The organism is Curtobacterium sp. NPDC089689, from assembly GCF_044749145.1.
GTDB lineage: Bacteria > Actinomycetota > Actinomycetes > Actinomycetales > Microbacteriaceae > Curtobacterium.
On sequence record NZ_JBIVHJ010000001.1, the window covers coordinates 42,733 to 55,592 of the forward strand.

The following is a 12,860-nucleotide window of genomic DNA, read 5'->3' on the forward strand; positions in this document are numbered from 1 at the left end:
GTCCGGGTTGCTGAGTAGCGTTGTGGGCATGCCCGACACCACCCCCCAGCCGCTCTCGATCCTCGTCGCCGGCGCGTCCGGCTTCATCGGCACGCCGCTCGTCCGCGCGCTGCGCGAGGCCGGGCACCACGTCACCACGCTCGTCCGGCGCGAGCCGCACTCCCCCGCCGAGTTCCGCTGGGCGCCGGGCTCCCGGCCGCTCGACCCCGCCGTCCTGGACGGGGCGGACGTCGTCGTCAACCTCGCCGGGGCGAACATCGGCAAGCTGCCGTGGACGGCCGACTACAAGCAGGAGATCCTCCGGTCGCGGGTGTCCGCCACCGAGACGCTCGTCGAGGCGATGCGGCACGCCACGAACCCACCGGCGCTGTTCCTGTCCGGCTCGGCGTCCGGCGTGTACGGCGACCGTCCCTCCGACGTGCTCGAGGACGACGCGGCCCCCGGCTCCGGCTTCCTCGCCGAGGTCTGCACGGCGTGGGAGGCCGCAGCGGACGCGGCTCCGGACGGCGTCCGCGTCGTGACGCTGCGGACCGGCATCGTCGTCGGGCAGGGCGGTGGCGCGCTGGCCCCGCTCGTGCCGCTCACGAAGGCGGGCCTCGGCGGTCGGCTCGGCACGGGTGGCCAGTTCTGGCCGTGGATCGCGCTCGACGACGAGGTCGGTGCGATCGTGCACCTCGCCACGGCCCCCGAGGCCGCCGGGGTGTCCGGCCCGGTGAACCTCGCGGGTCCGGAGCCGGCCGTCGCCGACCGCATCACGCACCGCGTCGCCGAGGACCTGCACCGCCCGTACCTGTTCCGGATGCCCGAGTTCGCGCTGCGCCTCGTCCTCCGCGAGGCCGCCGACGAGATGCTGCTGTCGAGCCAGCAGATGGTCCCCACGAAACTCCTCGCTTCCGGCTACGCGTTCCGGTACACGCGCGCCGAGGACGCCGTCGACGCCGCGTTCTGATCGCGACCAGCGGACGGCCGGGAGGCCCGTGGCGGCCCCGCCACGTCCTCCCTCGCAGGCTCGGTCGGCGCGGCTCGCGTGGCGCTGGCGGGCCACCGCTGAGCGAGCCGCGCCAGGCCGTCGTCAGCGTGCCCTGGTGAGCGCTTCGCGCATCGCGGCCCGCGCCCGCTTGCGGTCACCGGCGGCGTCGTAGACGACGCCCAGCCGGTACCAGCCGCGCCAGTCCGACGGGTCCTGCTCGACCGCCGCCTTGTAGCGCGGGAAGAGCTCGTCCGCGGCCTCGCGGGTCGGCCGACCGGAGGGCCGGACGTCGACGACGTCGTCCGGGGCACCGCCCTCGGCCTCGAGCCGTGCACCGAGTCGGGTGATGCGGAAGCCGAACCGGAGTTCGAGGACGAGCAGGAGGGCACCGATCACCGCGACGACGAACAGTGCCACCCCGATGCCGATGCCGACGGGGACGCCGGTGGCGATGAACGCGACGGCACGCTGCCCGACGAGCACGATGTAGACCACGAGGAGCACCGCCATGAGCGCGGCGCCCCAGAACGGCGAACGGGCGGACCTCAGCACGGTCGTCCCTCAGCCGATGCCGAGGACACTGCCGAGCCCCACGGTCAGCCCCCGTACCGCCCCGACCGCGGACAGCGCCGCCCGGATGCCCGCGACGTACGCGACGTCGTCGTTCGTGTCGTGCCGGATCGTCAGGGTCTCACCGGGGCCGCTCAGCAGGACGTCCTGCACGGCCTTGGTGCCCGGCAGCCGCAGGGAGTGGATCGGGATGCTCGCGACCTGCTGTCCGCGGGCACGCTGGTCGACGTGCGGGGCGTCGACCGGGCCGACCTCGCGGCGGGCGTCGGCGATGAGCTCCGCGGTGCGGACGGCGGTGCCGGACGGCGAGTCCACCTTGCCGGCGTGGTGGGTCTCGACGATCTCGACGGCGGGGAACCAGGGCGCGGCGATCGTCGCGAGGTGGGTGCCGAGCACGGAGCCGATCGAGAAGTTCGGCACGACGAGGACGCCCTGTTCCGGTCGGGCCTCGAGGCCGGCACGGAGCGTCGCGAGCCGGTCCTGCGACCAGCCGGAGGTCCCGACGAGCACGTTCGCGCCCGCAGTCAGCGCGTTCTCGACGATCGCCGGGCTGAGCGCCGGGACCGTGACGTCGACGACGAGTCCCGCACCCGCGAACACCGACGGCGGGGCCTCGTGCGCGCCGTCCTTCGACGAGAGCCGTGCGACGAGCTCGAAGTCCGGCAGTTCCTCGACCACCGAGGCCACGAGGGCCCCGAGCCGACCGGTGGCGCCGACGACGGCGACGGGAGTGACCATGCCCTCCATCCTAGGATCGGGGCATGCCGCTCGACGTCAGGACCGTGCCAGCCGACCTGCCCGAGGTGGACGCGTTGCTCGACGCGTACCTCGACGAGCGCGAGCGCACGTTCCCGACGGCCCAGGGGACGTACTCGCGGAAGCGGACGCCGGCCGCCGAGTTCGTGCCGCCGAACGGCGTGTTCGTGGTCGCGTACGACGACGGCGTGCCGGTCGGGTGCGGCGGACTGCGGCGGATCGCCGACGGCACGGCCCCCGGTGGCGGCACGGGCGTCGACGTCCGCTTCGAGGTGAAGCACGTGTTCGTGAGCCCCGCCGGGCGTGGCCACGGGGTCGCGACGGCGGTCATGGACGCCCTCGAGCAGCAGGCCGCGCGCCTCGGCGCCACGAGCGTCGTGCTCGACACGAACGACTCGCTCGCCGCGGCGGGCGCGATGTACCGGAGCCGCGGGTACGAGCGCACCGAGCCGTTCAACGAGAACCCGAACGCGACCGCCTGGTACCGCAAGCCGGTCGTGTGAGCCGACCCGCGCCTCCAGGCCGGTGCCGCACCCGACGGACGCGACCCGACGGGCCCGCTCAGAAGGGTGCGCTCAGACGGGCTGGTCGACGGGCAGGCCCGTCCGGAACTCGACCGGCAGGTGCGCCAGGTCGTTCAACGTGACGACCTCGGCCGGCTTCGCCGAGCGGATGCGGATGATCGTGAGGGCGGTGTGCGCCACGTTGGTGCCCATCCACCGCCACTCCGGCGCCTGGAAGGCCTCTCGGACGAACCAGCCGATCACGGCGTTGTGCGTGATGAGGAGGTCGTGCCGGTCCTCGCGCGCCGGGGTGAACCACTCGGCGACGGCGTCGCCCATCTGCGCCTGGCCGGCGATGATCTCCTCCTCGGTGATGCCGCCGTACCAGCCCTGGTAGGCGTGCGGCATGTCCGGGGTGGGGCCGGAGGGGATGCAGTCGAACAGGAGGGTCGAGGGCTCCGGCTGGATCGAGGGCAGGCGCTGCGCGATGAACGCCGCGGTCTCGCTCGGGGCCTCCAGGGGCGAGTGGTACACGCCGTCGAACGGGACGCCCCCGAGGCGGTCGGCGACGAGGGTCGCCTGGCGCTTGCCCCGCTCGGACAGCTTGCCGTCGCGGAGTCCGTGCTCGGCGTCCTGGTGTTCGCCGTGCCGGACCAGGTACAGGTAGTGCGACATGTCGATGCTCAACCCCCGGTGCTGATCGCCGTCTCGAGGTCCTCCTGGCGCACGGCACCGACGACCGAGGTGATCATCGGTCGGGTCAGCAGGTCCGCTGCGAGTCCTTGGACGTCGGCTCGGGTCACGCGGTCGACGCGCTCGAGCGCCGTGGCGAGGTCGGTGTACTCCCCCGTGCCGAGCTCGGAACGGCCGAGTCGGGTCATGCGTGCGTCGGAGTCCTCGAGCGAGAGGGTCAGCGCCCCCTCGATCTGCCCCTTCGCACGGCGGAGCTCGTCGTCCGAGATGCCGTCCGACACCATCCGGGCGAACTCCTGGTCGACGATCTCGACGACACCGGGCACGTTGTCGGGCGCGCAGCCCGCGTAGACACCGAAGGCTCCGTTGTCGAGGTACGCCGGCGCGAAGGAGGACACCGCGTAGGCGAGGCCGCGGCGCTCACGGACCTCCTGGAAGAGCCGGGAGCTCATGCCCCCACCGAGCACCGCGTTGAGCACGCTGAGGGTGGGGCGCCGTTCGTCGCGGAGGTCGAGGCCCTGTGAGCCCCGGAGCATGCTGACCTGCTCGGTCGGACGGTGCACGACGGAGAGCTTCGGCACGGCGGGGTCGGCGACGGGCTGCGGGGTGCGTCGCGCGAGCGGTGCCGATCGTTCGGCGTGTTGGAACACCGAGGCCACGAGGTCGCGGAAGCGGTCGTGGTCGACGGCTCCGGCGGCGGTGACGACGATCCCGTTCGGCGCGTAGTGCTCGCGGTAGTGGGCGAGGACCTCGTCGCGCTGCACGGCCCGGATGCTGTCCGGGGTGCCACCGATCGGCCGTCCGAGGGGGTGCCCGTCGAAGGCCGCGGCGAAGAAGGCCTCGCCCGCGACGTCGGCGGGGTCGTCGGCGGCCATGGCGAGTTCCTCGAGGATGACACCGCGCTCGATGTCGAAGGCCTCGGGGTCGAGGACGGACCCGGTGACCATGTCGCCGATGACCTGCACGGCCATCGGGACGTCGGCGTCCCGGACCCGTGCGTAGTAGCACGTGTACTCCTTGGCCGTCGCGGCGTTGTGCTCGCCGCCGACCGAGTCGAACGCGATCGCGATGTCGAGCGCGCTGCGGCCCTCGGTGCCCTTGAAGAGGAGGTGCTCGAGGAAGTGCGTGGAGCCGAACTGCCCCTCGCGCTCGTCACGTGAGCCGACGCCGACCCAGAAGCCGATGCTCGTCGAGGCGGCACCCGGCACGGCCTCGGTGAGGACGCGCACGCCGGAGGGCAGGACGGAACGGCGGACGAAGGCGCCTCCGGACGTCAGGAACGACGTGTCCGGGGCCTCCAGTGGCAACGGCACAGGGTGGTTCATCGGAGACGAGCCTACTGATCGTCGAGGCGCTTCCCCCCAGTTTCACCGCGGTTCTCGACGTGCCTCGAATTGGGGTACACAAACTGAGGACAGACCGACTCGTCTGTCTGTCCTCCTTGTGGTACTGTTTCTCCACCGGGTCGGAAGCCCCCCTAGATTCCGACCCGGTGGCTCGGGACATCAGTCCTGCGTGACCGTCTCCCCCCGATCGGTCACGGAGCCGATGAGCCCAAGGAGCCACGCTGTGACGGTCGATTCCCCCCAACCGGCCGTCCAGCGTCTCCTGGGTCCGAGCGATGACCTCGCGTCGCCGGGTGGGTCGAGCGTCCCCCCGGCTCCCCGCACCGGCGGCGCGAAGGTCCGCATCCTCGAGACCGCCACGCGGCTCTTCTACGAGGAGGGCATCCGGAACGTCGGCGTCGACCGCCTCATCTCCGAGGCCAGCGTCACGAAGGCGACGTTCTACAAGCACTACGGGTCCAAGGACAACCTGATCCTCGCCTACATCCGCGCGCAGCACGACGCCGTGGTGGCGAAGTTCGAGGCCATCGTCGACGGAGCGGCTTCGCCCGCCGACGCGATCCGCGCCTGGGTCGCCGCCGTGTCCGCACAGGTGGACGGCGTCGACTTCCGCGGCTGCGCGTTCCTCAACGCCGCCGCCGAGTACCACGACCCCCGCGACCCCGTGCGCGAGGTCGTCGCCATGCACCGTGACTGGTACACGGACCGGCTCGCCTCGCTCCTGCAGTCTGCCGGGCACCCGCTCGCGGGCGACGGCGCGGACGAGCTGATGCTCGCACGGGACGGCGCGATGGCCGGTGCGTACGCGGGCGACGCCATCGCCGCCACCGCTGCGCTGGGTCGCGTGGTCGAGCGGGTGCTCGCGGCCTGACACGGCACGGCCGGCCTGGAGGCACGGTGCGGGTCCGCCACGTCGCGCACGTCCGGCTCTCGGCGCGGGTCCGCCACGTCCGGCTCGGCGCTCCCCGAGCACACGGGTGTTGGCTGGCGGCATGACGAACGACCCGAACTGGAAGCTCCCCGAGGTCCCCTCCTTCTCGCTCACCAGCCCCGACTTCACCGACGGCGGCACGCTGCCGGAGTGGGCTCGCGGCTCGGACGCCGGTGGCGAGGACCGCTCCCCCGCGCTCGAGTGGTCCGGCGAGCCCGAGGGCACCCGGAGCTACGTCCTGACCGTGTACGACCCCGATGCCCCGACGGGATCGGGCTTCTGGCACTGGGCGGTGACCGACATCCCCGCGGGCACGAACTCGCTCGAGCGCGGTGCAGGCACCGACGACGCCCTGCTGCCCGCCGAGGCCCTCCGCCGCCGCAACGAGTACGGCACCGACACGTTCCTCGGGGCGGCCCCGCCCGCCGGACACGGCGCCCACCGCTACTTCTTCACGCTGAGCGCGCTCGACGTGCCCGTCCTCGAGGCTCCCGCCGACGCCACGCCCGCCGTCGTCGGGTTCCTGCTCCGCGAGCACCTGCTCGGTCGCGCCCAGCTCGTCGGCACGCAGGAGACCCCTGCCGCCTGACCCCGCGCGGCGCACCGGCGCACAGCACCACCAACGGCGAACGGCCGCCGCTCCGATCAGGAGCGACGGCCGTTCGTGCGTCGGGACGCGGGAGGGATCAGCCCTCGGCCGGAGCCTCGGCGTGGGTCTCGTGACCCTTGCCGCCCTCGGTGTCCACGTCGTCGGCGATGACCGGCGCGAGCGACAGCTTGCCACGGTCGTCCACCTTGGTGACCTCGACCAGGATCTTCTGACCGACGCCGAGCACGTCCTCGACGTTCTCCACACGCTTGCCACCGGCGAGCTTGCGGACCTCGGAGACGTGGAGCAGACCGTCACGGCCCGGGAGCAGCGACACGAACGCACCGAACGTCGCGATCTTGACGACCGTGCCGAGGAACTGGTCGCCGATCTCCGGGTTCGTCGGGTTCGCGATCGCGTTGACCTGGGCGCGGGCGGCCTCGGCCGACGGACCGTCGACGGCGCCGATGTACACGGTGCCGTCGTCCTCGATCGAGATGTCGGCGCCGGTCTCGTCCTGGATCCCGTTGATCGTCTTGCCCTTCGGGCCGATCAGCTCGCCGATCTTGTCGACGGGGATCTGCACCGAGATGACGCGCGGCGCGGTGTCGGCCATCTCGTCGGGGGCGTCGATGGCCTCGTTCAGCACACCGAGGATCGCGGAGCGCGCTTCCTTGGCCTGCTTGAGCGCGGCGTCGAGGACCGACGAGGGGATGCCGTCGAGCTTCGTGTCGAGCTGGATCGCCGTGACGAAGTCCGACGTGCCGGCGACCTTGAAGTCCATGTCACCGAGGGCGTCCTCGGCACCGAGGATGTCGGTCAGCGCCGCGTAGCGGGTCTGGCCGTCGACGGTGTCGGAGACGAGGCCCATCGCGATGCCCGCGACCGGGGCCTTGAGCGGCACACCGGCGTTGAGGAGCGACAGGGTCGAGGCGCAGACGGAGCCCATCGACGTCGAACCGTTCGAGCCGAGGGCCTCGGACACCTGACGGATGGCGTAGGGGAACTCCTCGCGCGACGGCAGCACCGGCACGAGCGCGCGCTCGGCGAGGAAGCCGTGCCCGATCTCACGACGCTTCGGCGAACCCACACGGCCGGTCTCACCGGTCGAGTAGGGCGGGAAGTTGTAGTGGTGCAGGTAGCGCTTCTTCGTGACGGGCGACAGCGAGTCGATCTGCTGCTCCATCTTGAGCATGTTCAGCGTGGTGACGCCGAGGATCTGCGTCTCGCCACGCTGGAAGATCGCCGAGCCGTGGACGCGCGGGATCACGGCGACCTCGGCGTCGAGCGGACGGATGTCGGCGAGACCGCGACCGTCCATGCGGACCTGCTCGGTCAGGATGCGGCCCCGGACGACCTTCTTCGTGACCGACTTGTAGGCGCCGCTGACCTGGCCGTTCGCGCTCTCGGGGAGCTCCCCAGCCTCGACCTTGGCCGCGATGGCCTCCTTGACGCGGGCCTTGAGGGCGTCGTCCTTGTCCTGACGCTCGAGCTTGCCGGCGATCTGGTAGACGTCCTTGAGCTCGTCGAGGGCGAGCGCCTCGACCGCGTCGTAGACCTCGGGGGCGTAGGGCGGGAAGACCGGGTAGTCCTGGATCTCCTTGGCCGACTGCGCGGCCATCTTCGCCTGCGCCTCGACGAGGACCTTGAGGAACGGCTTCGCCGCCTCGAGGCCCTGCGCGACGATCGCCTCGTCGGGCTTGGTCGCGCCGCCCTGGATGAGGTCCCAGCTGTGCTCGGTGGCCTCGGCCTCGACCATCATGATCGCGACGTCCTCGTTGCCGGCCTCGTCCGTGACGACACGGCCCGCGACGGTGAGGTCGAAGACGGCCTCGGCGAGCTGCGACGCCTTCGGGAACGCGACCCACTGGTCACCGATGAGCGCGAGGCGCACACCGGCGATCGGGCCGGAGAACGGCAGACCGGAGATCTGCGTCGACGCGGACGCCGCGTTGATCGCGAGCGCGTCGTAGAACTCGTCCGGCGCGATGCTCAGGACGGTGATGACGATCTGGACCTCGTTGCGGAGGCCGTCGACGAACGACGGGCGCAGCGGCCGGTCGATGAGGCGGCAGACGAGGATCGCCTCGGTCGAGGGGCGCCCCTCACGACGGAAGAACGAGCCGGGGATCTTGCCCGCGGCGTACGAGCGCTCCTCGACGTCGACGGTCAGCGGGAAGAAGTCGAAGCCCTCCCGCGGGTGCTTGCCGGCGCTGGTGGCCGAGAGGAGCATGGTCTCCTCGTCGAGGTACGCGGCGACCGCGCCCTGCGCCTGCTGTGCGAGGCGGCCGGTCTCGAACCGGACGACGCGCTTGCCGAACTTGCCGTTGTCGATGACGGCTTCGGCGAACTTGATCTCGGGACCCTCCAAAAGGGTGCCTCCTTGACGTGTTCTCGGCAGACCCGGCGACGGCACACGACGGTGCGTGCGCGCCGAGGTGTCGGGACGCATGTCTGGCCAGCAGTAGAAGCACTCGGGACACCTTCTCGGCCCGCGAGCCACCACCGATGACCAGCTCCGTGCCCGGTCTGCGCAGTGTTTGTGTGACGACCGGGGAACGGTCCTCGGTCGCGTGCTCGGGGAACGGTCCCCGGACGAACAGGACTTTACCAGTCCTCAGGCGATCCGCGGGCGAGGCGCACGACGAACCCGCACGCGGCCGCTAGCGTACGGAGCATGCGCCTCCCCCTCTCCGGGCGAGGGTTCGTCGTGGCCGCCGTGGTCGCGGGCGTGCTCGTCGCCCCCCTCGTGACCGCGGCCCCGGCGAGTGCGACGACCTACCCGACGTGGCAGGACGTCCAGCGCGCGAAGGGCGACGAGCAGGCCAAGAAGGCCGAGGTCGACCGCGTGCAGACCGCGCTGCAGCAGGTGCAGGCCGACGCCGCCGCGAAGTCCGCCGCCGCGATCACCGCCTCCGAGGCGGCCGACCGGGCCGATGCTGACCTGGCGACGGCCACCCAGACCGCCACGAGCCTCCAGGCCCAGGCGGACAGCGCCTCGGCGACCGCGGAGCGGGCGCAGCAGCGCGCCGGGCAGCTCGCGGCGAACCTCTACCGCGACGGCGCGACCGACCAGATGTCCACCCGGATCGCGACCACGAAGGACCCGGGTCAGCTGCTCTACCAGCTCGGTGCCCTCGACCAGCTCTCGTCGACGTGGGCGGGCGTGATGGGCGACGCGTCGGTCGCCGCCGGGACCGCGTCGTCACTGCACGAGCAGGCGAAGCGTGCCGAGGACGAGCGGGCCGACCTCGCGTCCGCTGCCGAGGCGAAGGCCGCCGATGCGAAGTCGGCGCAGGTGGCCGCTGACGAAGCGGTGGACGACACCCAGCAGCACAGCGACGAACTCTACGCGCAGCTCGCGTCGCTGCAGGACACCACCGCCTCGGAGGAGCGCGGGTACCAGCTGGGGCTCCAGGTCGCGGCGCAGAAGGCCGAGCAGCAGCGTCGTCGCGAGGAGGCGGCCGAGCGGCAGCGCGAACAGCAGGCAGTGGCAGCGGCCGGCAGCAGCAGCAGCGCGAGCAGCGGGAGCACGAGCGGCGGCTCGGGCACGAACTACCCGAGCACCGGCGGCGTGGTCGTCGACCCAGCCGGCGCGCAGGCGTACGCCCGGAGCGCGATCGGCGCCTACGGCTGGGGGTCCGACCAGATGGGTTGTCTCGTCTCGCTGTGGACGCAGGAGTCCGGCTGGCGGGCCAACGCCCTGAACGTGTCGAGTGGCGCGTACGGCATCCCGCAGGCGCTCCCCGCCGACAAGATGGCGGTCGCCGGCGCCGACTGGAGGACGAACGCGGCCACGCAGATCAACTGGGGCCTCGCGTACATCCACGACGCCTACGGGTCGCCCTGCGGCGCGTGGAACCACGAGATGAGCGTCAACCCGCACTGGTACTGACGCGCCGCGGACCGGCCGGGAGGCGCGGGCGGGGCCGCCACGGGCCTCCCGTCCGGTGGCTGGGTGCGTTGCGGGCGGTGCCCGACGCACACACCCCGATCGCGGGAGCAGCCGCTACGCGGCGTTCCGCGCGCCCTCGGCGGGCCAGCCGCCGAGGCGGATCACCTCGCCGTCGGCTGCGACGAGCCGGGCCGCGCGTCCGCTCGCGCGGAGCATCGCCGGCGCACCGCGTCCACGGACGATCGCAGCGGTCGACAGGGTGTTCGCGGTGACGCACGAGGGTGCGACCACCGTCACCGACCGCCAGACCGGCTCGGCGGGGAGTCCCCACCGGGGATCGAGGACGTGGTGTCGCGCGCGCCCGTCCTGCTCCCACCGACGCTTCTGCGTGCTCGAGGTCGCGACGGACCAGCCCGACGCGATCCGCACGTGGTCGACGGGGTCGGCGTCGAGGTCCTGCACGCGCACCTGCCAGCCGCCCGCCGGCTCCGGGCCGGCCGTGGCGACGTCGCCGCCGAGGGAGACGAGCGCTCCGATGCCGAGGCGCGCAGTGATGCTTGCCGCTGCCGTGTCGGCCGCGGCGGCCTTCGCGGTCGCACCGAGGTCGAGGCGGACGCCCGCGGGGACGCGGAGGAACCTGCCGCTCAGGAGGACCCGTTGCCAGGCGGGTCGCGTGTCGAGCGCCGACCCGAGGACCGCGGGGTCCTGGTCGAGGGGCCGGTCGTCAAGGGGCCGGTCGTCGACAGGCCCGTCGACTGGCCGGTCGTCGACGGACCGACTGCCGTCCTGGTGGAACGCCGCGTCGTAGCCGAGGGCGACCATGCGGTTGCCGAGCGTCGGGTCGACGTCACCGTTCGTCAGTCGTGCGGCGTCGAGCGCCTGGTGCACGAGGGACGCCAGGAGCGGCGACACCTCGGCGCCGTGCTCGAGGTCAGCGGTGCGGGCGACGAGTTCGGAGTCGTCGCGGAAGCGGCTGCAGGCGCGGTCGACGGCGTCGGTGACCTCGCGGACGCAGGCCTCGGCGGCGGCGAGGTGACGGCGGTCGCGGCGGTCGAGGACGACCCGGGCGGTGGTGGTCCAGAGCTCCCACTCGGCGGCGGCGCGCATCAGGAGCCCGTCGTCGTCGCGTCGGAGGACGAGTTCTGGCCGCCCTGCGTGACGCCCGAGCCGCCCGTGCTCGTGCTGCTGCTGTCGCTGTCGCTGCTGCCGCTCGTGCTGCTGCTGTCGCTGCTGCCACTCGTGCTGCTGCCGTCGCTGCTGCCGCTCGTGCTGCTGCTGTCGCTCGTGCTGCTGGTGTCGCTGGTGCCCGAGTCGTTGCTCGCGGTGCCCTGCTCGTGCCCGACCCAGAGCCCGGCGCCGGTGACCATCGCGACCACGAGTCCACCGATGCTCACGAGCGAGCTCGTCGTCCACTTCCTGCCGTTGTTGCCCATCGTTCCTCCTCGTCTCGGGACGAGGCTCGCGTGCCGGTCGGTGGACGACCCGGGAACGGGCTGGAGCCGACCCGCGCAACCGGTGAGGGGCGGGTAAGAGCCAGACGCCCGTTCCCCGTCGCGTCAGTGCCCGAGGCCGCCGAGCATCGCGGCGAAGTCGGGAGTCTCGGGCAGCGCGTCCGCCTGCTGGGGCACCCGGCGGGACGACCGGACGGCCCACGCGAGGTCGGCGCCGGCGCGACTGATCCGCCCCTCGAGCGCCGAAGCGTCGCCAGCGGTGCCCCAGTCGTCCGTCGCGGCGAAGACGCCGGTGGGGACCACGGCGGCACGGAGGTAGGCGAACACCGGTCGGAGGGCGTGATCGATCGCGAGCGAGTGCCGCGCGGTGCCCCCGGTCGCACCGAGCAGCACGGGCATGTCGGCGAGGGCGTCCTTGTCGATCACGTCGAGGAACGACTTGGCGAGTCCGCTGACACCGGCGGTGAAGACCGGCGTGACGAACACGACCGCGTCCGCCTCGATGACGGTGGCGATCGCCTCCGCGAGGGCCGGTGCGGCGAAACCGGTCAACATCGCGTCGACGATCTCGTGCGCGATCGGGCGGAGCTCGACGTGCTCGACCGCGGCGGCGGTGCCGTCCGCGAGGAGGGCCTCGGCCGCGGCCCGACCGAGGCGATCGGCGAGCAGGCGGGTCGAGCTGGGGTCGGACAGTCCGGCGGAGACGACGGCGATGGTGGTCATGGTGGTTCCCGACTTTCGATGCGTTTGCATGAACATCGTACCGAACCGATCGACGGACGCAACCATTCCCGCCCGGTCTCCACGGGCCTCCCGGCCGGGTACGGAGAACGCCCGGCCTTCCGAGGAAGACCGGGCGTCCAGCCGAGCAGTGTCTGCGTGGGACTCAGCGGCGCAGGCCGAGGCGCTCGATGAGCGCACGGTAGCGGTTGATGTCCACGTCAGCGAGGTAACCGAGGAGGCGGCGACGCTGACCGACCATGAGCAGCAGACCACGACGCGAGTGGTGATCGTGCTTGTGCTCCTTGAGGTGCTCGTTCAGGTCGTTGATGCGACGCGTCAGAACGGCGACCTGGACCTCGGGGGATCCGGTGTCGCCCGGGTGGGTCGCGTACTCTTCGATGATCTCCTGCTTGACCTTCGCGTCAAGTGCCAT

General features: G+C 72.3%; 14 protein-coding genes. 5 read left to right on the top strand and 9 right to left on the bottom strand.

The window, feature by feature from the left end; genetic code table 11:
- Positions 1-28: 28 nt before the first annotated feature.
- Complete coding sequence (locus tag ACIPYW_RS00215; protein ID WP_400409739.1) at positions 29-949, top strand: TIGR01777 family oxidoreductase; 921 nt, start codon at positions 29-31, stop codon at positions 947-949.
- A 123-nt stretch (positions 950-1,072) separates the two neighbouring features.
- On the opposite strand, the gene ACIPYW_RS00220 is transcribed toward ACIPYW_RS00215, so the two are convergent.
- Positions 1,073-1,480 carry a tetratricopeptide repeat protein gene (locus ACIPYW_RS00220; RefSeq protein WP_400412477.1) on the bottom strand — a complete coding sequence of 136 codons (408 nt, stop codon included), beginning with the start codon at positions 1,478-1,480 and terminating at the stop codon, positions 1,073-1,075.
- 51 nt (positions 1,481-1,531) lie between these two features.
- Positions 1,532-2,278 (bottom strand): 4-hydroxy-tetrahydrodipicolinate reductase, encoded by a 747-nt coding sequence (locus ACIPYW_RS00225; protein WP_400409741.1) that lies wholly within the window; start codon positions 2,276-2,278, stop codon positions 1,532-1,534.
- Between the two features lie 23 nt (positions 2,279-2,301).
- On the opposite strand from ACIPYW_RS00225, the gene ACIPYW_RS00230 reads away from it, so the two are divergent.
- Entirely contained in the window at positions 2,302-2,799 is a 498-nt protein-coding gene (locus tag ACIPYW_RS00230; protein WP_400409744.1) for a GNAT family N-acetyltransferase, read from the top strand.
- 72 nt (positions 2,800-2,871) lie between these two features.
- Here ACIPYW_RS00230 and ACIPYW_RS00235 read toward each other — a convergent pair whose 3' ends face one another.
- Both ACIPYW_RS00235 and ACIPYW_RS00240 read right to left on the bottom strand, forming a co-directional pair.
- A complete protein-coding gene (locus ACIPYW_RS00235) occupies positions 2,872-3,474 on the bottom strand; it encodes a histidine phosphatase family protein (protein WP_290134269.1) in 603 nt (200 codons plus the stop codon).
- 8 nt (positions 3,475-3,482) lie between these two features.
- A complete protein-coding gene (locus ACIPYW_RS00240; RefSeq protein WP_400409747.1) occupies positions 3,483-4,817 on the bottom strand; it encodes a M16 family metallopeptidase in 1,335 nt (444 codons plus the stop codon).
- Positions 4,818-5,061: 244 nt separating this feature from the next.
- Here ACIPYW_RS00240 and ACIPYW_RS00245 point away from each other — a divergent pair, with 244 nt between their 5' ends.
- Both ACIPYW_RS00245 and ACIPYW_RS00250 read left to right on the top strand, forming a co-directional pair.
- Positions 5,062-5,709, top strand: coding sequence for a TetR/AcrR family transcriptional regulator (locus tag ACIPYW_RS00245; protein WP_400409750.1), 648 nt, complete (start codon positions 5,062-5,064; stop codon positions 5,707-5,709).
- Positions 5,710-5,830: 121 nt separating this feature from the next.
- Positions 5,831-6,358: a YbhB/YbcL family Raf kinase inhibitor-like protein gene (locus tag ACIPYW_RS00250; protein WP_400409752.1), complete on the top strand. Its 528-nt coding sequence runs from the start codon at positions 5,831-5,833 to the stop codon at positions 6,356-6,358.
- Between the two features lie 97 nt (positions 6,359-6,455).
- On the opposite strand, the gene ACIPYW_RS00255 is transcribed toward ACIPYW_RS00250, so the two are convergent.
- A complete protein-coding gene (locus tag ACIPYW_RS00255; RefSeq protein ID WP_290132307.1) occupies positions 6,456-8,729 on the bottom strand; it encodes a polyribonucleotide nucleotidyltransferase in 2,274 nt (757 codons plus the stop codon).
- 306 nt (positions 8,730-9,035) lie between these two features.
- Between ACIPYW_RS00255 and ACIPYW_RS00260 the strand changes: the two genes are divergently transcribed.
- On the top strand, positions 9,036-10,253 hold the full coding sequence (locus ACIPYW_RS00260) for a coiled-coil domain-containing protein (protein WP_400409754.1): 1,218 nt from the start codon (positions 9,036-9,038) through the stop codon (positions 10,251-10,253).
- 114 nt (positions 10,254-10,367) lie between these two features.
- Here ACIPYW_RS00260 and ACIPYW_RS00265 read toward each other — a convergent pair whose 3' ends face one another.
- The 4 genes from ACIPYW_RS00265 to rpsO form a co-directional block, all read right to left on the bottom strand.
- Positions 10,368-11,360: an FAD:protein FMN transferase gene (locus tag ACIPYW_RS00265; RefSeq protein WP_400409756.1), complete on the bottom strand. Its 993-nt coding sequence runs from the start codon at positions 11,358-11,360 to the stop codon at positions 10,368-10,370.
- Complete coding sequence (locus ACIPYW_RS00270; protein WP_400409758.1) at positions 11,360-11,686, bottom strand: hypothetical protein; 327 nt, start codon at positions 11,684-11,686, stop codon at positions 11,360-11,362. The genes ACIPYW_RS00265 and ACIPYW_RS00270 overlap by 1 nt, the downstream gene beginning before the upstream one ends.
- Positions 11,687-11,809: 123 nt before the next feature.
- Positions 11,810-12,427, bottom strand: coding sequence for a CE1759 family FMN reductase (locus ACIPYW_RS00275; protein WP_400409760.1), 618 nt, complete (start codon positions 12,425-12,427; stop codon positions 11,810-11,812).
- 163 nt (positions 12,428-12,590) lie between these two features.
- Positions 12,591-12,860, bottom strand: coding sequence for a 30S ribosomal protein S15 (rpsO, locus tag ACIPYW_RS00280; RefSeq protein WP_058725132.1), 270 nt, complete (start codon positions 12,858-12,860; stop codon positions 12,591-12,593).